We start from the raw sequence: 24,999 nt of genomic DNA, 5'->3' as shown, positions 1-24,999 counted from the left end.
CCGGATCACAATAAGCGTCAGTGCCCGGACCAGAAGGTGTTTGCATTGATGGCGGCGCGACCTGAAGATAAGTCAACGATTTGATATTGTTCTGTCCGGCCGCGGAATAAGAGCATGAGGAGACTTCAACGAACTGTTCCGTATCCATTTTTCTGTCCACCAAAGCCTGCCCGTATTGATCGGGCAAAGTGCCGTAGTAGAACGCAAAATCCGAATCGCTTGGAGACAAGCCATTGATCTGCTTCGAATATACATCCATGTTTTGGTATTTGTACAATTGATCGGTCCAAGCCTTGTCATTGCCGAAATTGTCTTCGAATTCTCCCAACTGATCGCACAGCATCTTGCCTTCGGCCAAGTACACCTCGTCTTTGGCCGCGGCTTCGGTCAGGCGTTCTATCGAAGTAATGGCATTACCGGTCTGATTTGACGGGACTTGCCATTCATGCAAATAAGTCTCGATATAATCGGCTATGCCCACCGGACCGGACGCACCATTCGCTTGACTATTGGCCAAAACCAAATAATTATCGATGATCGGAGTTTTTTGCACGCAATATCTGTACAACGGGACAAGGAAATCAAAATTTTTATTTTGCCAGCCATGCTCGGCGTCAGCTATGTTCCAAATCTCGTTTATCTTAACCCCATCCTTATATTCATCAAGCGCGGTTTTGTCCGAATCCAGCACTACCGTCTTGTTTCTCAAATCCCAAAAATATCCATTTGTGCCCATCTGACTTCTGCTGAGCTGGAACAAATAATTGGTTATTGTTTCTTTTTTATTCGAATAATTCGGCCAAGGTTCAGCGCTATCTTCCAACTCTCCGGGATTGGCAACGGCAGTTGGGTAACTGACATTAAAACCAAAATCGACAGCTGTGACCAAGTCGTAAACGGTATCTACCCGAGTGTCATTGGCGACTGAACACAAACCCGTGATACCGTTCGACGCGGAATTATCAAAACACGCGTTGTTCCAAGAATTACTGCCCGACGAGGATTCTTGTCTGACGTTTTTGGCCACCAACTGCGCTCCGCGCGTAAAATGAGGTTTGCATTCGGCGCCATTTAAATCCATGATATTGTTTATTCCATATGAACTTTGCCATTTCGCGGCTTCGTCCGTAGAAATTTGAATTTCGGAATTGAACGGCACGCAGATGACACCCGATCTTTCCTCATTGCTGGTGGAATATTCGTAACCCGGATAATCTTGCCAAGCTCCGCAGGGAGCAAAGACCGGGAAATACCCTTCCGGACAAGACGACTTGGATTCATTGCCGTCAACGTTCGTAATATAATAACTGACCAAGGATCGATGCACCTCGAGTCTGTCACCGCCGACGTGAAGATCTATCGAACCTGTTGGAGTGTCAAAACCATTTATAATAACTTCCGAATTTGAGAAAAAGTTGCCGAATTCCTCGGCGATGGCAAATAATTTTTCATCCGGAGTTTGAGCGTCCGTGGTCGGCGAATCAACCGCTTCATCAATAATGTCTCTCATTTTTACGGTCCAGACTTCCTTGTTTCCCGTGCCTTGACTGTTGCAATTGCCATAATCGCCAGCCGCGCCCCAAGAATAAGTGCCGCCCAGATAACCGCCATCGGAAAAATAAGCCTTTTCCTGCAAATACGGCCTCGCGGTCAAGCAATAAAAAGGCTGGTCCCCGCTGTTGTAGCCGGCCGTGACGTATTGATTGAAATAATCCGACAAACCGGCCGCCAAATCAAGCGGATACCAGCTCAAGCACGGATTTCTTTTATCGTCATTGTACAAACCTATTGATTCATCTGTTTCCAAACAATAGCCTTCCCAACCGTAGATGGTCGAGATGCTCAAATCTTGTTTCAAACAAGAATCTCCGCCCGGACAATCCGAATTGGTGCAATACGCTTTGGTCAAATCCTCGCCGGTGGCGCATTCGCATTCCAAATGACTGTCTTCGCAAATTCTCTGCGGAGCGGCTTTGGACAAAGGCAAATGAATTGTCACTCGCTTGCCGCCGTAGGTGTAATCTTTGTAATTACAGCCGTAATCGGTTTTTCTTTCCGTCTCGTTCATGTCATTGAGCAAATCAAAACCGAAATATTCGGCATAACGATATTTTTCCCATCTTTCTTCGGAGACTTTTTCATCGATATTGGAAATGGTTTTGAAAACCGCGCTGGCCGGAAACGGCGTGTTCTCGCGCGGATAAGCGCGGCAACTCTTTGAATCCGGCAAACTCGTAATATCTTGAGTCCTCAAATTTTCCTTATTGCTCTTCGGCTGATAACACTGGCCGCCCACGCACAAACCTTTGGCGCCGCAGGCGGTATCCTCGGAGCAAGCCACCCCGTCCGGCACGGCCAAAATATAATAATCGTCCGTCAATTGGCTGACGTTCTTTTCGATATTGACCGGCTTGATGAATTGCGTCGGATAATAATCCGGAATGGCCAGACCCGCGTATTCGGGCGTGTAAAGATCGTAATATTTATCCAAAAAGTCGAATTTGAGAGAATGCCTGCTAATGTAATCGTCGGCCGTGAAATAATCTTTTTGGCTCATCGGCGAAGAATCCTCCACCCCTTCGACCACCACTTTGCTGCAATAAGCGGCGCCGCCCTCGCGTTCGTATTGACTGCACAATCCGATGTATTCGCAGACTTGCGTCCAATTGCTTTTGTTCTCATCCCAAACCATGCTCGGTCCGATGCAAGTGTACCAGCGAGAGCATTGCCTGTCCTGAACGACTTTCAGCACTTGATTGGAATCATTGAACATGGTGTAAGCGTCCGTATTGGGATCATTGTCATGATCGATCAAAGCGACATATTGGCCGGCTTCGAAAGAATTGAATCTTTCCGAAATATCGACCAAGCCGCTGATGTTCTGTCCCGAACCCTGCGCCACCGAAGCTTTTACCACCGTAGTGGCCTGCGATAAATCCTCGCTGCTGTGCTCATCTATCAATCGACGAAGATCGGTTTGCTTTTCCGGTTTGATGACAATCGGGTCAACGCCCCTTCCCAAACTGGACGCTTCCAGATACGTGGCGTCCGCGCTCCAAGTGGACAGCTCGTCTTTGGACATATCCTGAAACAGCATGCAGCCTTCCAGCGGATTTACCACGCCATTGCACGAATCGCGGTCTATTTTGTCGTTGTTTTTATAATAATAAGTCTTGCCGATCGGATTATCGGCTTTGTCCGCGGGATCAATGAACGCGGCGCAAGTGTTTTGATTGTTCGGGCATTGAGCCGACCAGCCGAGAGTCTCGCTGGCTCCGTACAAGGGAGTGTTCACATAACCCGTGTAATAATAAGGCAAAACCTTTTTATTGCCGTCTCCATAAAGGTCAATCGTATCGCATAAAACGAGAGGATCCGAACCCGCCTCATACCAAGCGTCGCCATACGGCCCGGGTTGATACACGCAGTATTTAATGCCCGGGTTTTTGAAATAATAAACGTTTTTACTCGAATCAACGTACTGCTCGCAATTCAATTCGGAATTTTTGCAAATCTTGTTGTCCAAATTATCCGGATCTATTTTCAAATAAGTTTGCGCCCAATCGACAATCGCTTCATCCGTATTGAACAGCGCCTGACCCACTGCGGTACAGCCTTTGTCCTGAGCCGAACATTGATACTGCTGCGAATTGACCAAATAAATGTAATCATCGGCCGCGACTTGATACCAATCGAGCGAGCTCGACGGCACGCACCCAACGCCATCTTCCCACTGCGCATCCATGTTGGACACGGCTTGCAATTGATTACAGACATTTTTTTCAAGCTGGCTGTCATCCGTTTCATAGCCGTCAGCGCAAGATTGCGTATCGCAAAGCATATTAACCATGCGATTTTTGCAAATGTCTCCGGAAACAGTGCGCTTAACCTCAATACTTCTCACCACCGAGTCAGCGCAAAGATCAAGGCCTTCTTTATTGTAAATCTTGGATTGATAAGTGGCTGAATTTTTCGTGTCGATCAAAGACCGGCAACCCACGACCGAACTGTCGCAAAAATTATTGAACGAGCGCAAATAATTCAAATTGCCCGCGCGATCTCGATATTCGCGGCAACCGAGCATGGCTTGCGGCAGACTTTCATCAATCGTATCCAAACGCAAATCGCAAGACTGCGGGGTGGACCATGAATTCTTGATCAAATATTCCACATCCTGAATTTTCGTCACTTTAATGTTGTCGATATAATACCCCATCGTGCCCGGATTCGGTTGCTTTGGTTTGACCGCGTTTTCAAAAGTCATTTGATACAAATCTATCGGCGCGGTCGGATCAATAATAATGCCGTAGGATTGCCAGTCCAGGCTTTCCAAACTTGTTCTGACTGTGGTGTTGCCGACGCCGATGGCCACTTCATAATCCAGCAAATCCTGCAAAGAATTGACCTGATCATTATCAACGTCAGCTGTATTTGGTTTCAGCCAAAAAGACAAGGTGTAGCGACTGCCCGGCTCCAGCGTGTAAACCGGCTCATCGGTCGATGAGACAACTTCATAGCGCACCGTCTGTTGGGTAAAAGAATTTTTGGTTACATTAAACGAATGGCCGCTCAGATTCAAAGCCTCCGAAGACAACGAGCCCGCTCCGCTCCAATCGGCGCTGTCGAAATTGGTTCCTTCAAAATCCTGATTGAGCAGAACTTGAATGTCGCCGGCCACGTTGCCCCGATATTCTCGGCAACCCGCTTCTTGAGTCGGGCAAGAGATGGCTTCGGAAGGAATTATATTGTAAATACAGCGATTGGTTAAAGAATCCCAGGTCCCGCCCGTGCCCGAGCACTGCGTTTGCGCTTCGTCTCTGGCGTCAACTTCGTAATCCACGTCCAATCTGAACGGATGGCAATCCTCCGAACAAGTGATGGTTTTCGATATCAAATGATACGAAATAATGGTGGCGCCGGCTTGGCTGGCGCCGTAAAACTGACGGCAATCGGGATTGGTTTGAGCGTTGTATTCGGCTTCATCGCAATCTTGGGTCGCTTGAATGGTCATGTCAGGCTGGCCGTCTTTCTTGGCATCGACCAAGCTGTGATTTTGTATTTGATAACCGGACACGTCCGAACCGGTCCAAGTGTAAAAAACCGCGCATTTGACGTCATCGGGTTTGGAGCATTGTTTGATGGATTTGAAATAATAAACGGATTCCGCGCCTGACGCCAAAGCGTCCAAATTGGTGTACGCTTGGCAACCGACATTTTCCGCGGAACATGAAGTCGCGGTGGACGGAATGAAATATACGGGGAATTTATCCGGTTCAAAGAATGTCCCCTCTTGGTAAAAAGTTTGATAACCGTTGCATTCGGCCGGACAATAATTTTCCCTGCCCACCACGGAATTGACCGCGTCGCCGCCGTCGGTCGGCGTGAATGTTTCGCAACCGACATCTTGCGCCTCGCACATGTGCGCGAAATTGGCGCAATTGGCATGGCTGGTGTTGGGATTGCCGTCATAGCAATTGTAATAATCCGGAGCTTTTTTCAAATACACCGCGTTGGTCGCGCCGTACGGAGTGTAAGCGGCCGCGCTGGTCGGATCCAAAACTTCTTCGAGTTGCAAATCATCGAAGTATGCGTCTCCTCCCCGCGCGTGGCAATTCACTCTCATGTTTTTGATCGCGTCTCCACCGATTTCCGGCTCCATTCTAAACAACCAGTAATACCTGTTCCAAATTCCGGAAACCGTTTGAGAAGCCGTGGCCGAAGAATTGAACGATTCCAAAGTCGTCCACGAAGTCGTGGAGCCCACGGTAGCGCTCGAAGTCACTTGCAAAGAGCAAATCAGTTCGGTTTCAGTGGCGACTTTATTGGCGAAAGAGTTCAAAATATAATAACGGTAATAATCTTTTTCCACCACGTTGATCGCCGAACCGGTAAAGCCGTTGCTGCTGGTATAAATTGGAGTATACTTCGGCGGCTGTCCGGGAACAGAATCATCTTTTTTTACGAAAGCGCTGTTGTTGCCGCTGTTGCTTACTTCCGTTGATACCGGAAAAACTCCAATAACTCCGAGAACCTCATCGCTTTGCCACTCATAAACACTCGTGCCGTTCAAAACGGAAAAAGTATCTTCAAAACTCGAATTTTTAATCAAATTGGTGCCGATTTCCGGAGAGGTGTTGATAAATCTGGAGCAACCTTCGCTCGATGGCGCGCAAGTGTCGTTTTCCGAATTTTTATTCAAAAATATCCAGCTCGAATAATCGGCCGCGACATGCTCGGACAAAGTGGACGCGACCCAGGAACCGGCATCCTTCCACAGACTGTATTGTTTGCAACCCACGCTGGACGGACTGCAACCCAAAGGATCCAAAGTATTTAAAATCCAGCTTTGCTTGCCGCCGTTTCTGTCCTGCAAAGTGGCGCAATCAGCGAACTGAGCCTCGCAAGTGTCGCCTTCGAGGCGCCAAGTTCTTTTTTCTTCCGCGCAATAACCATAGCCGCCGAGACATTCTCCGCCCGGCGTCTCGTCAACGCAAGTGCGATAATCCGCGCACACGTCCGAACGAGTGGATGTGCCGCTGCCGATCAAATCCGGTCCGCTGACCTCGGCGCGGCATTGAGTCAAAGGCTCTTTCAAAACCCAATTCGGGTCGACCAATCGATACCAAGGCGAGTTCGGCTCGTCGAACGCGGCCATCAGCTCGTTAAGAGTTTGATTGCCGTAATCGGCTGTTTTTTCCGCCGCGATTTCCCAGCCGATCGGCAAAATGCGAGCCGCGCGCAATTTTTTCAAATTATTGTAGCAATAACCTTCTTTGTAACAACTGACATTGGTGTTTTCTTCATCGCCGGGTCCGTAAAAAGGTTTGCTGCCTTTAAGCAATCCCTGCTCAACGGCTTCCGCCACCGTGAGCGGCGTGTCCGTGTCCGCTCTCTTGACCGCTTCGGCGAAATTCAGATCCATCACGCAATCGCTGACTCCCCTCGGAATGCCCGGAGTGCTTTCCTGCGGACAATTCACGAATTGATCGACCGTGCTGATATCTCGCGGTTCATAAGAAAAATCGACGCCGACGGACAAAACTTCTTTGGAAACTTTTTCCGAAGATTTTTGATATTCGTAAACTTGCTGCTGGGGATTATAGCTTTCCGATTTTTTCACCAAACCGGTCAAGACGCGCTTAAATAAAGCCGTCGCCATTCTCTTGGCGAATGACTTGGAAATAAACACGGATAAAACCGCTTCCGGAATTTCGGTAATCACATCGCCGGCCGCTTTCAATTCGTCCGTTTGCGCTGCCTGCGCTTTTTCCAAACTGCCTTCGGTCGTTTTTTGCAAAGTGCTCTTCGGCGTCAATACCACGCGGTCAACCAATGACTTCGGCGACTCGATTTCCGTGGTGATCATTCTGTCATCTTTTTGCGCCGCGTACTCGTCGGCCGCCGCGCTTAAAACATCATCTCTTATTTTCATGAACGCTCCGAAATCGTTTTCTCCCGGATTGTAATTCAAAGATACCGCTCCCAAAGCGGCGTAAGTCGCGTCGAGCGCGTCGCCGGCGGTGTTTTGAACCTGGGAAATGAAATCGTCCCAATTGCCGGAAATGGCTTTATAATTGCAACGCGGGCCGGTCTTGCCCGGACATTTTTGGCCGGGTTTGCATTTTTGATTGGCTATGTCTTTTTGAATCAGCATCTTCACCTCGAAATCGGGATCGCAAATATCGAAATTCAAATTTTTCCAAAGTTCACCCGACAAAGAATCAAGCGTTTCATTGATGACGGAACTAACCACGTCGTCTTTGTATTTCGCGAAAGTTCTCTGCTCGAACATGGGACGCTGGCCCCAATTGCCCGTGGCCAAATAATCAACCGCGTTATTGGCCGCGTTCTGCGCGATTTGCACCAAAGTGTTTTTCAACTGCACTGACGCGGTGCGCACCAATGATTTGAATAATCTATCCAAGACTTTTTCCACGTTGACATTGGTCAAAGCCGTGACTTTCTCATCAATCGCCTGCGCGATTCTGGTGCCAAGCCCCGCTTCCACGGCCGGAACCGAAACCACGCCTTGCGTTCTGCCCTCTTTTACAAAAATACCCCAAAAACCTATTTGGGAAAATATAAAAATCATTATCGCGCTCAAAATCAAAATTTTTGTTTTTTTTCTCAAAGAATCCATAGAAATTTACCGGGACTTGGAATGTTACGAATTACAATATTCTATTAAGCTTTCAGGTTATTTGTTACGTATTACAATCGACTATTAAACTTTCAGGTTATCTGTTACGTATTACAATCGACTATTAAGCTTTCAGGTTATCTGTTACGTATTACAATCGACTATTAAACTTTCAGGTTATTTGTTACGTATTACAATCGACTATTTGGCTTTCAGGTTATCTGTTACGCCTGCCTGCCGGTCTTCGACTCACGTTCGGCCACGAGCTCACGGCCGAGTGGCGAGCTCAGACTCGAGGAGCAGGCAGGAATTACATTCATCTATTATAGCTATATGCCTTAGAATCTTGTACTTCGTAACATTACTGTCCTTCTTCAACCGCCTTCAAAGCCTCATTGTACAAATCCATCAAAGTGGAGTCATCCACTGAATTGATAATATCTTCTTCCAGCCCGCCTTCTCGCAACATTTCTTTAATCTCTTCAATCGATACGGCCGCGGGATTTGAAAGTTCAGCTTCGGCAGCGTCAAATATATTGCCGGTCGTCCCTTCGGTTACGCCGAGTTCTTTGTAAACTTGAATCAAAGTTTCATCGTCAATGCCGTTCAAAGTCGCTTCATCTATAACCCCCAAAGACAAAAGTTGGGCGCGCAAAGCGATGGGGTCTATTTCCGGAATCTGAGTATTTTGAACGGCTACCGGTTCCCCTGTTTGCTGTTCGCTTTCGCCCGCAAGGTCGCTGAAACAATTTTCGCCGGCCGGACAATTGGGATCATACCCGTTTTGTATTTCCGCTTGATCACTGTATCCGTCGCTGTCCGAATCTTCCAAATACGGACTGGTCAAATATACGTAACTTTCGTCATAATCGTTTAAACCGTCATTGTCGGTATCCAAATTCTTGAGCGTGTCGTCTCGCAAGCCTTCGGTGGCCGCGACCTGAGCGTTGCTTTCATTGCCCAGTTTCGGAAAAGGCACGCCGATCGAGCCGTTGAATCTCCAAAAACCGAAAACCAGCACGCCAACACCGATCAGCGAAATGGCCGCGATCGATATTTTTTGTTGCTTGTCCAATCGATGAGATTCTTCCGCCGGAATTTCAATATTTTCCGAAGGATTTTCAAATTCCCGATAGTTCAAATCCATAAATATAATCCAAATCCTCCGAACAGAGAATTCGGGTCATTCGGATTATCTTTATTATAACATAAAATATCGTCTGATCTAAACAAAAAATAGCGGACTTATCCACTACGTTACAAATAACTACGGCTATAAGGACAAGCTAGGTTTTGGCCTTGTCTGTTTTGTTACAAATATGGGCTTCAAAATAGCTTAGCTTGGCGATAAAAACTGATGTTACAAATGACTGCCGCTATTAGGACAAGCTAGGTTTAGGCCTTGTTTGTTTTGTTACAAATATGGGCTTCAAAATAGCTTAGCTTGGCGATAAAAACTGACGTTACGAATAACTGCTGCTATGAGGACGAGCTAGGTTTAGGCCTTGTCTGTTTTGTTACAAATATGGGCTTCAAAATAGCTTAGCTTGGCGATAAAAACTGACGTTACGAATAACTGCTGCTATGAGGACAAGCTAGGTTTAGGCCTTGTTTGTTTTGTTACAAATATGGGCTTCCAAATAGCTTGGCTTGGCGATAAAAACTGATGTTACAAATGACTGCCGCTATTAAGCTATCCTTGGTTTTGGCCTTTTCGATTTTATTACAAATAGTTACAAATTAGCTTGCCTTAGCCTAAAAAAAGTTGTCATCTCGACCGGAGCGTAGCGCAGTGGAGAGATCTTTTCCTAACTGACAATGACATTGCTCCCCATAGCCTATTTTAACAGCTTCGCCTTAATCAATTCTTTATACAAGGCCACCCAATCGCCCATTTCCAATTCTTGCGCCCTTGCCTCCGGCTTTTGACCGACTTTTTCGATTATTTGAGCGATTAACGTTTTTTCCGCTTGAAATCCGCTAACAAAATTATTGCGCAGCTGTTTTCTCTTCGAAGAAAAGCCCACTCGAACCATTCTGAAAAACATTTTCTCATCGACTTTCGGCTTATCTTTGCCTATCTCGGCGAATTTGATAATGGCGCTCGAGACTTTGGGTTTGGGGAAAAAAGCGAACGGAGGCACCATCTCGATTATTTCCGGCCGGCTGTAAAATTGCGCGGAAATGGACAATAAACTGTGATCGCCGACTTTGGCGCAGATTCTTTTGGCCACTTCCAGCTGAACCATCAGAATCATTTCCTCCGGCGGAAAATCAGCGGTCAAATAATTTCTTAAAAAATGGGAAGTGATTTGATACGGCAAATTGGCCACGACTTTATAGCTTTCGCCGCTAAAATTATTTTTCAACCTATGATAATCGAATTTCAAAACATCTTCTTTGATCAGCTCCAGCTTCTTTTGGCCGAAAAATTCTTTTTTCAAAAGGAAAAAAAGACTTGGGTCGATCTCCACGGCCACCACTCTTTTGGCTTTTTTCAATAATTCACGAGTTAAAAAGCCCAAGCCCGGGCCGACTTCGAAAATATTGTCCTGAGTAGTGATTTTCGCCGCGGAAATTATTTTCGCCAAAACTTGATCATCAATTAAAAAATTCTGTCCCAAAAACTTTTTTGGAGAAAGATGATACTTCGATAATAGCGTCAGTACTTTGTTTTTCATAAAATTAAATTTAATCAGGCCGACCTGGCCAATAAGTCCGAAAGCCCTTTTTCCAGCGGTCCGGAATTCCAATACGGCTGCCAGCTCCCCTCTCGCCAGCCGTAAATCAGCCAACGAGAACCACTCTCGTCATCGATTAACAAATTAAAATCGGTTTGACCGTCATTGTTTGAGTCGGCCAAAAATATTTTGTTAACTCGCCAATCCGCGAAGCTTTGCCAGCTCAAAGCGTTGTCTTCGACAATATAGGCTTTGTTGTTTTTCAAATAAAAATATTCTGTCGCGCCGTTTTGATTGATATCCGCCGAAAGCAAATTTTCATTTTTTTCTTCAAAAACGCTGAGTGCGGTTGGCTTTATTTTTATTTCATCTCCCTCGACGCTCAGCCAAACGGACTCATCGAAATCAAAAGCCATTCTGGCCAAAACATTGTCTCGATCAATATCCGGCGCCGCTTGCGGCTGCGCGAAATCGTAAATTTTTAACGGATAATATTCCAAGCGGGAAATTTTATTTTTGTTAAAATACGCTTTAACGGCCAAACCGCGAGTCGTATCGGCCGACCACATTTGATCGAAAATGAAATTACCCAGACTGAACATGATATAGCCGTCTTTGTATTTTTCTATTTTTTGAACAACGTGCGGATGATGGCCGACAACCAAGGTCGCGCCCGCGTCAATGGCGGCCTGCGCGAAACTTCGCTGCTCGTTCGATATTTTTTCCGTGTATTCGACGCCGGCATGCATGGAAACGAAAACCTGATCAACATCTTTTTTCAAACGAACCACGTCTTTTTTCATCTGCTCGATATTCATGGGAGCCGCGCCCGGACGCGTCGAACTCGCGGTCGATGAACCGTAAGCGTACGCCAAAAAAACGATTCTAATGCCATTGACTTCAAACACCGCGCCCTGATTGTCCACGGCCTCTAGATTTTCTCCGGCGCCGACATATTTGATATTGTTTTGATTTAACACTTCAAATGTTTTTTTAAAACCCGCGTCGCCCGCGTTGGCCGCGTGATTGTTGGCCAAGGACAACACGTCAAAGCCGGCATTTTCCAAACTTTCGGCGACTTTCGGATCCGCGTCAAAGCTGAAACTTCCTTGCGGCACGTATTTGCCCGAATAAATCGGCGATTCCAAATTGCCGAAAGTGATATCCGCTTCATTCAAAAATCCACTCAATTTTTCAAAAGGATAAAAATAATTATCGTAAGCTTTCATTTTGTCATTGACCGTTCGAGACAACATGATGTCGCCGACAAAAATCGCGCTGGCTTCGGCGTTGTTTTCAGCGAAGTCGCTTACTTCATCCAAAATCTCGGAGCTTTCCCGCAAATAAAAACTTTGCGCCAAAACGTCATGGCTGGAGAGCTTTATCAAAGCGCCGTTAAACCAAGAATCAACGAACCGAATCTCCGGCAAAGGCCGGGTCGCGCCCGCGGAAAACGAAAACAGCCCGGCTTCAAGAGCCAGGGCGAAAATCACCAGTGACGCTAAAAATAATTTTATGGATTTTTCGTTTATTTGCATGTAAACAGAAATCAGTAAATGGTAATTAGTAAAAAGAAGTTGTCATCTCGACCGCCTGCCTGCTCCTCGAGTCTGAGCTCGCCACTCGGCCGTGAGCTCGTGGCCGAACGGGAGTCGAAGACCGGCAGGCAGGAAGTCGTCCGAAGCGTTAGCGAAGGATGACGAAGTGGAGAGATCTGCTATCTCCTTTTAAGCAGATTTCTCCGCTCCTCCTATCGTCGTCGGTCGAAATGACAAAAATAATTTCCATCTTCTACACCTCAACCTCAATCCCGGCTTCATAATATCACTCCTCATTCGACAAGCTTTCCAACATCGTTGATCGCTCTTGCCGAGCATTGGATTCGGCTATTCTCGAGTCCCGCCAAAAATAAACGCTGGCGCCGATCGCGGCGGCGGAAACGGTTAAGATGGAGATGACGACTATTTTTTCAATATTATTCATATTGTTACGAATTACAAAATTCTATTTAGCTTCTAGGTTATCTGTTACGAATTACAATCGACTGTTTGGCTTTTAGGTTATTTGTTACGAATTACAAGATTCTATTTAGCTTCTATGTTATTTGTTACATATTACAAGATTCTCAAACATAAAGCCATGGATGAATGTAATTTGTAACATATATTAATCGGCCCACTAGATGATTGTAATTCGTAACAATGCTACATGTCCTTCAATTCTTCAAAAATAAACCCATCCAAATCCCCATCAAGCACTTTATCCGTGTCTTCCACGGTAAAACCGGTGCGATGATCTTTTACCTGATGATACGGATGCAAAACATAAGAGCGGATCTGATTTCCCCAAGAAGCGTCCGTGAATTCTCCTCTGATTTCTTTTTTCTCGTCTTCTTTTTCCGCTTCGAAATATCGTTTCAATTTGGATTTCAAAATTTTAAACGCGGTTTCTTTGTTTTGCGCTTGAGATCTTTCATTTTGACAAGCGGCCACAATGCCGGTCGGCAAATGAGTGATGCGAACGGCCGAATCCGTGGTATTGACACCTTGTCCGCCATGGCCGCCGGATTTAAAAGTATCGATTCTCAAATCCTTTTCATCAATATCAATGTCAGCGTCGTCTTCCAACTCCGGCATCACTTGCGCCATGGCAAAAGAGGTGTGACGCATTTTTTCCGCGTCAAACGGAGAGATTCTCACCAGGCGATGCACGCCTCGCTCGGCTTTCAAATGACCGTAAGCCAGCGGACCTTCGATCAAAATCGTGGCGTATTTTATGCCCGCTTCTTGACCGGGAGAAATTTCAATAATTTCGGTTTTCCAATTTTTCGATTCCGCGTAGCGCAAATACATGCGAAGCAGCATTTCCGCCCAGTCTTGCGCGTCAGTGCCGCCGGCGCCCGCGTAAATGCTCAGCAATGCGTTGTTTCGATCATATTTGCCGGAGAACAAAGCTTGCAAACGAAGTTCTTCATATAATTCTTCAATTCGGCCGGTATTCGCCGAACTCTCGGCCAATTTTTCCAATTCAGCTATTTTATCCAAAGTCTCTGTAATAAAGCTGGCTTTCTTGGAAACCTGCGCCGCTTTTTCCCGATCAATCCAAAACGCCGGAGAAGACATTTGCTCCTCCAGCTGTTTTTTTCCAATCGCCAACTCATCGGCTTTCAAAACTTCTTTCAATTCTTCAATTTTGGCCGACCAACTTTTTTCCATAATTATTATTCTTTTCGTTCTTCAAGCTGTATTTTAACATCTTTTTCTTCGCCTTTGTGAAATATCTTTAAGGTAATCCTATCGCTTGGAGAGTATTTTGACAACTCAATCGCCAAAACATGATCCGCGTCCAATTTTTGGCCGTTAAGTTCCAAAATAATGTCATTTTCCACCAAGCCCGCCTTATCGGCCGGACTGCCCGGCGCCACGGCCAAATCAGCCGTATTTTGACCGGGCGCGATCAAGGCGCCATAGTCGTAATTTAAGCTATTTGCCTTTGAAATGGCCTGATCGAGCTGAACATAGCGCACTCCAAGCCATGGCCTTACTATTCTACCATATTGTCTGACACTTTCAATAACGCTCTTGACCGCGTTGATGGGAATTGAAAATCCCACGGACTGGCCTTGACTGTCAATGGCCGTGTTTATACCGATCACTTGGCCGTATAAATTCAGCAGCGGGCCGCCGGAATTGCCCGGATTGATGGCCGCGTCCGTCTGAATCGCTTCTTTAATCAATTCGGATTGTCCGCGGCCATCGCCGGCCGTGACTTCGCGATTGATGCCGGAAATCACGCCTTTGGTCACGGTGTTGCTGTATTCGGCCAAAGCGTTGCCGATAGCCAGCACGGTCTGCCCTATTTCCAGATTATCCGAATCACCCAATTCCACTTCGGGCAAATTGTCCGCGTCTATTTTAATCACGGCGATATCGTTCAGCGAATCTCTGCCCAAAACGGTCGCTTCATGTTCCGAACCGTCGCTTAAAATAACGGTGTAGGTGGCTCCGTCGTCCGCGACCACATGCCTGTTGGTTAAAATCAATCCATCGCTTGAAATGATAAAGCCCGTGCCGCCGCCGATCGTCTGTTTGACTTTCGGTTCATTGGGATCGATCATTCGGTTGTTGCCATTGAAAAAATTATCGAAGAAAAAATCAAACGGGCCGGTGGCATTGTAATAATTATCCAGCTCTTTGGAAATCACAATGCTGACCACGGATGGCGCCACGTCTTTGGCGACCTTTATCGTTTCCGAATCCTCGTTGATTTGCAAAGTCAAATTTTTATTTTTATTCAACAACTCGGAACCCCAAGTCGTTTTCATCAAATACGGCCCGGCCAAACGCGAGCCCCAAATCGCGCCCGCAAAACCCAAAAACGCGCCCACCGCGCTGCCGAAAAACAAACTGATGATAATCGCGATGACGATGAACTTTTTCGAGTATGTTTTCTTTTCCGTCATAAATTCAAATTTAATTGTTAATAGCAGCTTGTGGCTTATTAGCTGGTAGGTTGTAGGTGGCCAATACGCCAGCCGCTTTTAATAATACAATCTTGTTTTTGATTCCTTTCGAGAACCTGCCGGCAGGCAGGTCCGCCCAAACGCCCGTTTGAACAAATCACTCGGTGACAAGGAATTATGTCCTTTTTGGAAACGCGGGATAGAAAAGAATAATTGTTGGCGTTTAAAATCCGGCTGACCGCTCGGCACGCTTTGGACCGGCCGCAGGCTTTGGCCAAAATTTTGTAAGTGGTCTCGCGGCCGACCGGGATTTTTTTGATCATTGCCAAAACAAGCGCTGAAAAATCTTGGCCATAAATATTGATGAGCAGAGAGACAAGCTCTCTGCTGGGTTTGTAGAAAGATTGCCTATTTTTTTATCCAGCGGAGAGCTTGTCTCTCCGCTCATCGTAATTTTTTCCTTAATAAAAAGATTATTCGTAGCTTTCATCGCCAAGCTAAGCTATTTGGAATTCTGTATTTGTAACAAAACAAACAAGGCCTAAACCTAGCTTGTCCTAATTTAAATAGATATTCGCGATTTTCTAGGCCAAGGCAAGCTAAACAGCTTTAGTAATTCGTAACTAAAACAGTTAAACCTAAACATAGCTTGTCCTATCGGAAGTAGAGATTCGTAATTTCCAGGCCAAGGCAAGCTAAACAGCTTTAGTAATTCGTAACCAAAACAGATAAACCTAAACCTAGCTTGTCCTATCGGAAGTAGAGATTCGTAATATTCAAAAACCGCCAAACATGTCGGCGGTCTTTTTCTTATCGAATCAGCTTGTCGTAAAAAATTCCGCCGGCCCCGAACAACTCTTTGTATTGTTCGAAAAACTCTCTCAAAAACGACGGCAGATAAATCAAAGCCAAAATAATCGGAAGAAGAATGATCAAAAGTTTTATTAAATTTATAATTTTAATCCACAAAACATACTTCTGCGTCTTTTCCGCCAATTCCAACGCTTTTCTGGTATACTCCGTATTTTGCTTAACCATGGACTTTATCTGCAGCATTTCTTGCTCCAAATTTTTATTGTTTTTACCCTCCATAAATTTTATTTTACGCCGTATGTTATAAATTTTCTCTGATCTGACAAACTTCAAACCACTGTTTTATTTGATTTTTTATTTTTTGCAAATCAACGCTTTTGTATGACACCGCGTTTTTGTATTCCTTATCTACCATTTTAGCAAATGGTTTGAATTGTTGTAAATAGTAACGCTTGGCTCCTTTGATCTGCCGAGCCATGGCGATCAAGTCTTCTTTCTTGTGCAAGACCGGCAAAACCGTACTGCGAAACTCATAATCCACACTGCCGGATAACAATAAATGCGCGCTTTTTTTAATTTGAACAATGTTTACTTTGCGCCCGACGACCTGTTCGTATTTGTCCCACGGCGCCTTGATATCCATGGCCACGTAATCGATTTTCTTTTGATTGATCAAATCGCCGAGCATTTTGTAATTCGTGCCATTGGTGTCGAGTTTCACCTTAAAACCCATTTCTTTTATTTTATCGATAAAATCCGGCAGATCCCGCCATATGGTCGGCTCGCCGCCAGTAATGCAGACTCCTTCCAAAAACTCGCGCCGGCTTTGCAAAAAATCGAAAATTTCTTTGGCATTGAGTTTTTCAGCGGCCTCATCGCCCAAGACCAGCTCGGGATTGTGGCAGAAATGACAACGCAGATTGCAACCCAGCAAAAAAATCGTCGCCGCCACCGCGCCGGGGTAATCAATTAAGGTTAAGGTTTGCATGCCGCCGATTTTCATCATATCTCTATGAAAAACTTAAGACCGCTTGCCGCGGCCTTAAATCCATTGGAGCCTGACAGGCTCATGGTAACGGGACTCCCCGCTATTTTGACAATGTCGCGTCGTACATTTTTCTATCGGCAAACTCCGCTTTTTTACCTTTGTTCCAACGTTGCACCGGGCTAAGATACCCGACCACGCGAGTATAAATTTCACATTTCGTTCTCTCGAGCTTTTGTGAAGCCATATTTTTATTTTAATTATTTTTTATTTAAATTATTAATTTTCCGTTTTTTCAGCTTTTTTTTCACCGCTCCAATCGATCAACGGACTTTCCAAATAGCCCATTTCTTCATCGCACTTCGGACAATACTCATGTTCCCCTGACAAATAGCCGTGCTGGGGGCAGACGCTGAATGTCGGCGTGATGGTGAAATACGGCAAATGAAATGTCTCCGCGATTTTTTTCACCAAATTTTTCGTGGCTTCAATCGACGGCATTCGCTCACCTATAAATCCGTGAAAAACCGTGCCGCCCGTATATCTGGTCTGCAGATCATCTTGAATTTTCAACGCTTCCAACATGTCTTCCGTGTAATCCACGGGCAACTGGGTGGAATTGGTGTAATAAGGCTCAGCGCCTTTTTCGCAATAATCTTTTTCATTGGCGCAAATGATGTTCGGATATTTTTCTTTGTCGATTTTGGCGAACCGATACGACGTGCCCTCGGCCGGCGTGGCTTCCAGATTGTACAAATCCGAACCGCCCAATTGATACTGATGAATTCGCTCTCTCATGAAATCAAGTATCTGCGTGGCGAATTTATGGCCTTCCGGACCGGTAATATCTTCTCCCAAAAGATTTTTACAAGCTTCGTTGACGCCGTTAAGGCCGATGGTATTGAAATGATTTTTCCAAAAATAACCGAATCGCTCCTTCACCGAGGACAAATAATATCTGGAATACGGGTAAAGCCCGCCTTCGGTGAATCTTTCCAAAACATCTCTTTTGATTTTCAAACTGTCTTTGGCCAAATCCATCAGCTCCGCGACTCTTTGAAAATACGCCTCTTTGCTTTTGGCCGTATGGCCGATTCTGGCCATGTTCAAAGTCACCACGCCGATCGATCCCGTCAGCGGATTGGCGCCGAAAAGTCCTCCGCCGCGCTTTTGCAATTCACGATTGTCCAGACGCAAACGGCAACACATGGATCTGGCGTCTTCCGGATTCATGTCGCTGTTGATGAAATTCGAAAAATAAGGAATGCCGTATTTCGCCGTGATTTCCATGATGCGATCAATGATGGTCGACTCCCAATCCCAGTTTTTGCTGACATTGTAAGTCGGAATCGGGAAAGCGAACACTCGTCCGCGGCTGTCGCCTTCGAGCATCACTTCCACCAGCGCCTCATTGAACAGGTCCATTTCTTTTTGAAATTCTTTGTATGTTTCCCGCTGAGGCTTGCCGCCGATAATGACCGGCTCCTCCGCCATGTTGCCCGGCACGAACAAATCAAGCGTGATATTGGTGAATGGCGTCTGAAAACCCACCCTGGTCGGCACATTCATGTTAAAAAGGAAATTCTGAAGCTGTTGCTTGACGCCTTTGAAATCCAAGCCGTCATATCTGATAAACGGCGCCAAAAACAAATCAAAACTGGAAATCGCTTGAGCGCCCGCGGATTCACCTTGCAAAGTATAAAAGAAATTCACCAACTGTCCCAGCGCGGTGCTCAAATGTTTGGCCGGAGAGCTGGCTACCTTGCCGTGAACTCCGCCAAAGCCCCTGATTAAAAGATCCCGCAAATCCCAACCCACGCAATAAGCGGAAAGCAATTGCAAATCATGAATATGAAAATCGCCGTTGACGTGCGCGTCTCTTATTTGAGGAGGATATATTTTATTCAACCAATAATGCGAGCTGATGGTCGAGGCCACGTAATTATTCAATCCTTGCAATGAATAATCCATGTTGCTGTTTTCTTTGACCCGCCAATCCACTTTTTTCAAATAGCTTTCCATCAATTCATCCGAATTGATCATGGACTTTATTTCGCGCATTTTCGAATGCTGATCGCGATAAATGATGTAAGCTCTGGCCGTCTTGAACAAGTTGTTGGACATCATGACCTCTTCGACAATATCCTGAATTTCTTCCACGGCCGGAATGGAGCGTTCATGAAACCTTTTGTTCAATTTCTCCATCACGTCGTCAGACAAACGATCGGCCAGCTCCTGACTGCCCTCGTCCACCGCTTTCATGGCCTTAAAAATGGCCGCGGTGATTTTTTCCGGATAAAAATCCACGATGCGATCGTCTCTTTTGCGAATTTGAAGAATTTTATTGTCTTCGTAAGGCATAATAGTGGGAATAATAATAGGGTTAAAGGTTTTTGGGGGAAATAAAGAAGACTTAAATTCAGCGCCCACGCCCGAGCCGGCACTTTTTTAGTCTTCCTCACAAAAAAAATGTAACTTTTGTTTTAAGGCCTTTGCCTCGCTTTAGAAATTTCTTTCCTTGATTTAATTATAGCATGATTTCAAGATCTCCTCAAAACAAAATACTGGGCTAAAACCTGGGAAAATCAAGCGTCATAAAACCGATTCGATCCGCTGTGGATAAATTCATCTCTTCATACCGAAAAAAAAACGGAGAGTCCTGCCTGCCGGCGAGCTCTCCGCTTTTTTTCAATAATATTTTATAAGCATGAATTACATCATTTTCCTTCGAATAAACGCCGGAATTTCCAGGTCCTCATCATCGCTGTCGCTCTCTTGAGCCCGGAACTGCTCCTTGCTCTTCGGTTGAAAGATATCTTCATCAGCGGCCTGATATGTCTCCTGTTCGATAATTTTCGAATCATCCCTTCTTGTTTCCGGCTGAAAATAATTTTTGGTGACCGGCGTGACGCTGTGAGTTATCCTGTTTTTCGATTGAAAAGCCGCGTCCGGATCAAAACCCGTGGCCACCACCGTTATTTTTATTTCATCTTTCAATTCTTCATCCACCACCGCCCCGAAAATGATCTTGGCTTCAGGATCCACGCTTTCGGTAATGACTTTGGCGGCCTCGCTGATTTCATACATGGTAATGTCATTGCCCCCGACAATGTTGAACAAGATGCCTTTGGCGCCATCAATGCTCAATTCCAGCAAAGGACTGGAAATGGCCGCCTTGGCCGCCTCAATGGCGCGATTTTCGCCCGTTGCTTGGCCGACGCCCATCAAAGCCGATCCCGTGTCTCGCATGATAGTTTTCACGTCCGCGAAATCCACGTTGATCAGACCGGGCAAAGTGATTAATTCGGCAATGCCCTGCACGCCTTGGCGCAAGACCTCGTCCACCACGCCGAATGCTTCGAGCAAAGGCGTTTTTTTATCGATAATTTGCCAAATACGGTCATTGGGTATGGTGATCAAAGTATCCACCTGGCCGCTCAAATTGGCCAAGCCTTCATCGGCTATTTTTCTTCTTGGAGATCCTTCAAAAGAAAAAGGTTTGGTAACCACGGCAATGGTCAGCGCGCCTTGTTCTTTCGCCAATTCGGCGATAATCGGTCCGGCGCCCGTGCCCGTGCCTCCGCCCAAACCATAAGTGATAAAAATCATGTCCGCGCCTTTAAGCAATTCTCTCAATTCGTTCTGGGATTCTTCAGCGGCTTTACGGCCGATATCGGGATTCATGCCCGCGCCAAGACCTCTGGTCGTGGTGCGACCGATATGGATTTTCTTTTCCGCCAATGAATGCTGCAAAGCTTGCAAATCCGTGTTAATGGCAATAAATTCAACTCCTTTGATTTTTTGCTGTATCATTCTGTTTAACGCGGATCCTCCCCCTCCTCCTATGCCAAAAACCTTTATTTTGGCAAAAGTTTCAATTTCAGGTTTAACTTCTCCCATAGATTTATGATATTAGTGACTTGAACCAATTTTTTATTCGGCCTGCTGACGCCTTTATTGTCTCAAATTTATTGGAAAATCCCATTTTCTTGCCGCTTTCCTGATTCATCTGATAGCCCCATAAGACCAACCCGAGCGCCGTGGCGAAGGAAACGTCGGAGACGTTGTCCACAGCTGTGGTGAACGTCTGCAATTTGCCGATTGAGACGGGCAACATGGTTTTTTTCTTGCCCACTTCCACCAAACCCGACAATTTCGCGCCGCCGCCGACCAAAACTATACCTGCTGGTAGTAAACCACTCCTGTTTATTTTTTGCAACTCAATGTCGATTTTTTCAAACATTTCCTCGGCGCGCGCCTCGATTATCTCGGAAATATATTTTCTGGAAAATTCCTGATTGTCTCCGCCCACGTCTTGCAGATTAACAATGTCCTTTTTTTCAAAATTTTTGGGCAAAGCGCTGCCGAATTCCAGTTTCACTTTTTCCGCGATATCGATCGATGTCTGCAAGCCGATGGCAATATCGGACGTGATATGGTCCGAACCGATCGGAATAACGCAGGTATGCAAGACATCGCCTTCTTCAAAAACGATAATGTTGGTGGTGGCCGCGCCTATATCAACCAAAGCCACTCCCAATTCCTTTTGCCGGACGGACAACACCGACTCGGAAGCCGCCAAGGAAGCCAAAATTATGTCATTGATATCAAGGCCGGTGCGATAAATGCTTTTGGTCAGATTTTTGATATGAGAAGACAGTCCTCTGATGACCTGTGTCGTCACTTCGAGCCTGATGCCGGACATGCCGACCGGGTCTTTTACCCCCGATTGATTATCGATCGTAAACGCTTTGGGAATTACGTGCAAAACCTCATAATTCACCGGAGCGGCCACCGAACGAGCGGCTTCAATCACTCGATCCACATCATCATCTTGTATTTCACCGCTGGTTCTGGAAATGGCGATAACTCCGCTCGATTCCTGGGACGTGATATGCGTGCCGGAAATGCCGATCCAAGCATTATCAATCGGCAAGCCGATCATGCGCTCGGCATTTTCCAAAGCGTTTGAAATACTGGAAACCGAGTCTTCAATACTGATGATCGAGCCTTTGCTGACGCCTTGCGCCGGCACCTCAATAACGCCGATGATATTCAGCTGCTCTTCGTTCGCTCCTCTGGCCAGCTGCGCCACCACGATTCTGATGGTCGCGGTGCCAATATCGATTCCGGTGATTAAATTATCTGCCATAAATTTTTGTTTTTGCAAAACAAGCGAATATTCAAAGAAGGGATTAAATTTCCCTCCCGATCGCTTGTTCCATTATAATATAAAAATTCTCAAATTCCAAATTAAAGCCGGCTCAAAAACTCCCGCAGATACGGAACAAAAATCAATAAACCTATAATGATCGAGAAAATGGCGGCCACCAAAACGGCCGCGGACATGACATCTTTGGCTTCCATGGCCAAATTGCTCACTCTCGGCTTAAGCATATCCACCACCCGCTCGAAAACCGTATTGACGATTTCCAATAACAACACAAAAAATATCACCAATAAAAGAGCTACCCATTCCCACGGCCTGATCTGAAACGACAAACCCAAAATAATGACGATCAAAGCGATCACGAAATGTATTCTGAAATTTTGTTCTTTCAAAATAACGGTCGAAAGGCCTCGCCAGGCGTATGAAAAACTCCTTTTTAATCTTTTAAATTTGAAAATCATAATTTGGCCATTATTTTTTCCTGCAATGCTTCCATTTTAAAACGATCGTTCTTTTTTATGTGGTCATAACCCAGAAGATGCAACAACCCGTGCGTCAACAAAAATTGTATTTCCTTTTTCAAGGAATGACCGAAATCCTTGGCCTGAGCCTTTGCTCTAGGCAAGCAAATCAACACTTCCCCGATCGAGGCGTCTTCGCCGGCAAAAGACAGCACGTCAGTCACTTTATCTTTTTTACGATAAGCTTTATTCATCATTTTAATGGTCTGCTCATCAACCAAGGCCACGGACGCCTCCTTTTTCGATTTGATTTTCAAAACCGACGAAACCATTTTCGCCACTTTCAATAGCTCGCTTTTCCGTGCCGGATAAGCCGTCTGATTATTGATTTCGATATTTATCATCCTCTTTCGCTAACTATAAAATTAAAACTTTCGATCATCAATTTGAACACGTTCGGATAATCCGCCCGATCTTTCAAACCGATATTGTAATGAACGATATAAACGAATCCGTCTTTGACGAAATACGCGGTGAAACCGTCAGGGCTCATCAAACCGGACAACCCGTTTTTATTACCGAATTCGGTCAAATCATCAAGATTCGCTTCGGGCGCTTGTTTTTTGTACCAATCGGAAAGAGACAATCGACCGATGTTTTCTTCAACCCAAACGGACACGAACTCGCCGTTATCGGAAGAAAAAACAACTTCCAAGTCGGATTTGTCAGTGCCTTTGGCGAACCAAGACGCCGGATATAAAACGGTGTAATCGTAATTATCATTAACGTACGTTTTGACCGAATTGGTGTCTTTGAGCAATTTCCCGTCAGCGTCCTTTGGACTGTATAAATTAGCCACTTCATCGCCATCGGAATAACCGTCCGAATCCGAATCAATGTTCTGCACCCCCGTGCCGAACAATTTTTCCTCTTGATCGGTCAGTTTGTCGCCATCGCTGTCTTGGGAATAAGCCATATCAAGCTTCAAGTCGCCGGTCGCTCCATAATCAAAATCATTCCTCGAGCCGATCATTATTTCCGGCAGCGCTTCGCTCGTAGCCGGAGAAATTACGCTCTCTTTCGTGGCCGGAGTGGTTGCCGGTTCAATAATCTCGGATGTCGCGGGAAAAACAGCGGTTGGTTGCTCCGTCGCTTGTTCATTTTGCGTATTGGTCGCGGTATTTTCTTCTTTAGGCATATAAGCGCTATAAAGAAAATATCCGGACGCGGCCAGCAGAGCCACCAATAAAATAGCCAATACGGCCTTGGTCCAACCCTTTGACCCTTTGGGCTCTTCCAACGTCGGTTTGTCCATGGATGAGACCGGAGCGGTCGCTCGCGGCGGCATGGCCGCCGGACTGGAGGGACTGACGGTGTGAATCCCCGATGATTTGGGCATGACGTGAATTTCTTCATCAATATTGTTTGGTGTCATAGTATTCTAAATTATGTATATTCTTCCCTCCCCAATTATTTATTCAACGGCTGAAGGTAAAACCGACGGCAATCCGGACAACTTGGCGCCGGCGGCGGGATTTAGAGGATCATAACCGCCGGAAACTTCCTCGCCGTCTTTATAACCGTCATCATCCGAATCCGGATCCAGCGGATCCGTCTTATATATTTTAACCTCTTCATAATCCGTCAAAGAGTCCTTGTCGCTGTCAACGGCTTCGGGATCCGTACCTATTATCTTTTCTTCGCTATCGCTCAGCCGATCATTATCCGTATCAATTTGATTAACCGTGGCGGAAGGCGTGGCCACCGGCAAAACAACTGTCGTTTCCACAGTGGCCGCCTCCGGCACAACCGTCGGTTGGGTCGGCGTCGGGGTTGGGGTCGCTGGAGGCGCTATCGGTATCTGATTTTTTATGGGAGTTACGGCTGTTTCCGGCACAGCCAAATATCTGTCATAAACAACATATCCGATAACTATGACAATCGCCAAAAATATGATCATTAAAAAAATGACTAAAATCTTTTTTCCCCCATTCGCTTTGCCGGGCGCGGCCATTTTGGCGGGCGGCGCCGCGGGAGACATGCTATTTGAAGCCGGGACCGGCGCCGAATGATCTATTTCCGCGAATATATCCTTTGGCTGCTCGGAAGCGGCTGGCGAGTTAGTTGATGCTTCTGGCATACATTTTTTATTTTTATTAGTAAAAAGTAATGGGTAATCGGAAACCTGAAATCAGAAACTGGGGAATTGATATTTGAAACCGGAAACTAGAAACTGGAAATTGGGGCTGGAGAAGTCTATTCCGAAGATTTAGGAAAAGATCTCTCC

General features: G+C 45.8%; 18 protein-coding genes. All 18 read right to left on the bottom strand.

The features are described 5' to 3' along the window. The coding region (locus VMX18_04935; protein HUT22704.1) for a hypothetical protein at nucleotides 1–8,140 on the bottom strand (8,140 nt) is incomplete at its 3' end. Nucleotides 8,141–8,501: 361 nt separating this feature from the next. Continuing rightward, nucleotides 8,502–9,287 (bottom strand): hypothetical protein, encoded by a 786-nt coding sequence (locus VMX18_04930; protein HUT22703.1) that lies wholly within the window; start codon nucleotides 9,285–9,287, stop codon nucleotides 8,502–8,504. Between the two features lie 691 nt (nucleotides 9,288–9,978). Further along, entirely contained in the window at nucleotides 9,979–10,821 is an 843-nt protein-coding gene (gene rsmA / locus VMX18_04925) for a 16S rRNA (adenine(1518)-N(6)/adenine(1519)-N(6))-dimethyltransferase RsmA (protein ID HUT22702.1), read from the bottom strand. A gap of 14 nt (nucleotides 10,822–10,835) precedes the next feature. After that, nucleotides 10,836–12,359: a CapA family protein gene (locus tag VMX18_04920; GenBank protein HUT22701.1), complete on the bottom strand. Its 1,524-nt coding sequence runs from the start codon at nucleotides 12,357–12,359 to the stop codon at nucleotides 10,836–10,838. A gap of 286 nt (nucleotides 12,360–12,645) precedes the next feature. Further along, a complete protein-coding gene (locus VMX18_04915) occupies nucleotides 12,646–12,804 on the bottom strand; it encodes a hypothetical protein (GenBank protein HUT22700.1) in 159 nt (52 codons plus the stop codon). 221 nt (nucleotides 12,805–13,025) lie between these two features. Beyond that, a complete protein-coding gene (gene prfB, locus VMX18_04910; GenBank protein HUT22699.1) occupies nucleotides 13,026–14,036 on the bottom strand; it encodes a peptide chain release factor 2 in 1,011 nt (336 codons plus the stop codon). A gap of 5 nt (nucleotides 14,037–14,041) precedes the next feature. After that, the gene (locus VMX18_04905) at nucleotides 14,042–15,283 is read right to left on the bottom strand and encodes a trypsin-like peptidase domain-containing protein (protein ID HUT22698.1); all 1,242 of its coding nucleotides are present in this window, start codon (nucleotides 15,281–15,283) and stop codon (nucleotides 14,042–14,044) included. 38 nt (nucleotides 15,284–15,321) lie between these two features. Then, nucleotides 15,322–15,642 (bottom strand): MGMT family protein, encoded by a 321-nt coding sequence (locus VMX18_04900; protein ID HUT22697.1) that lies wholly within the window; start codon nucleotides 15,640–15,642, stop codon nucleotides 15,322–15,324. Nucleotides 15,643–16,093: 451 nt separating this feature from the next. Continuing rightward, nucleotides 16,094–16,375, bottom strand: coding sequence for a hypothetical protein (locus tag VMX18_04895; GenBank protein HUT22696.1), 282 nt, complete (start codon nucleotides 16,373–16,375; stop codon nucleotides 16,094–16,096). Nucleotides 16,376–16,397: 22 nt separating this feature from the next. Further along, nucleotides 16,398–17,102, bottom strand: coding sequence for an anaerobic ribonucleoside-triphosphate reductase activating protein (locus VMX18_04890; protein ID HUT22695.1), 705 nt, complete (start codon nucleotides 17,100–17,102; stop codon nucleotides 16,398–16,400). A gap of 82 nt (nucleotides 17,103–17,184) precedes the next feature. After that, nucleotides 17,185–17,328, bottom strand: a complete 144-nt coding sequence (gene nrdD / locus VMX18_04885) for an anaerobic ribonucleoside-triphosphate reductase (GenBank protein ID HUT22694.1) — start codon at nucleotides 17,326–17,328, stop codon at nucleotides 17,185–17,187. A gap of 32 nt (nucleotides 17,329–17,360) precedes the next feature. Then, nucleotides 17,361–19,442 (bottom strand): ribonucleoside triphosphate reductase, encoded by a 2,082-nt coding sequence (locus tag VMX18_04880; GenBank protein HUT22693.1) that lies wholly within the window; start codon nucleotides 19,440–19,442, stop codon nucleotides 17,361–17,363. Nucleotides 19,443–19,793: 351 nt separating this feature from the next. Continuing rightward, on the bottom strand, nucleotides 19,794–20,981 hold the full coding sequence (ftsZ, locus tag VMX18_04875; protein ID HUT22692.1) for a cell division protein FtsZ: 1,188 nt from the start codon (nucleotides 20,979–20,981) through the stop codon (nucleotides 19,794–19,796). A 4-nt stretch (nucleotides 20,982–20,985) separates the two neighbouring features. Next, complete coding sequence (gene ftsA / locus VMX18_04870) at nucleotides 20,986–22,233, bottom strand: cell division protein FtsA (protein HUT22691.1); 1,248 nt, start codon at nucleotides 22,231–22,233, stop codon at nucleotides 20,986–20,988. 101 nt (nucleotides 22,234–22,334) lie between these two features. Further along, nucleotides 22,335–22,712, bottom strand: a complete 378-nt coding sequence (locus tag VMX18_04865; GenBank protein HUT22690.1) for a diacylglycerol kinase family protein — start codon at nucleotides 22,710–22,712, stop codon at nucleotides 22,335–22,337. Beyond that, nucleotides 22,709–23,116 carry an rRNA maturation RNase YbeY gene (gene ybeY, locus VMX18_04860; protein ID HUT22689.1) on the bottom strand — a complete coding sequence of 136 codons (408 nt, stop codon included), beginning with the start codon at nucleotides 23,114–23,116 and terminating at the stop codon, nucleotides 22,709–22,711. The genes VMX18_04865 and ybeY overlap by 4 nt, the downstream gene beginning before the upstream one ends. Further along, complete coding sequence (locus tag VMX18_04855; protein HUT22688.1) at nucleotides 23,113–24,147, bottom strand: hypothetical protein; 1,035 nt, start codon at nucleotides 24,145–24,147, stop codon at nucleotides 23,113–23,115. Before VMX18_04855 ends, ybeY begins: the two co-directional genes overlap by 4 nt. Before the next feature lie 39 nt (nucleotides 24,148–24,186). Continuing rightward, nucleotides 24,187–24,852 (bottom strand): thrombospondin type 3 repeat-containing protein, encoded by a 666-nt coding sequence (locus VMX18_04850; GenBank protein HUT22687.1) that lies wholly within the window; start codon nucleotides 24,850–24,852, stop codon nucleotides 24,187–24,189. Between the last annotated feature and the right edge of the window lie 147 nt (nucleotides 24,853–24,999).

This window comes from Candidatus Bipolaricaulota bacterium (assembly GCA_035528115.1).
Lineage (GTDB): Bacteria > Patescibacteriota > Patescibacteriia > UBA11705 > DATKZF01 > DATKZF01.
This window is presented reverse-complemented; position numbering and strand designations above follow the sequence as displayed.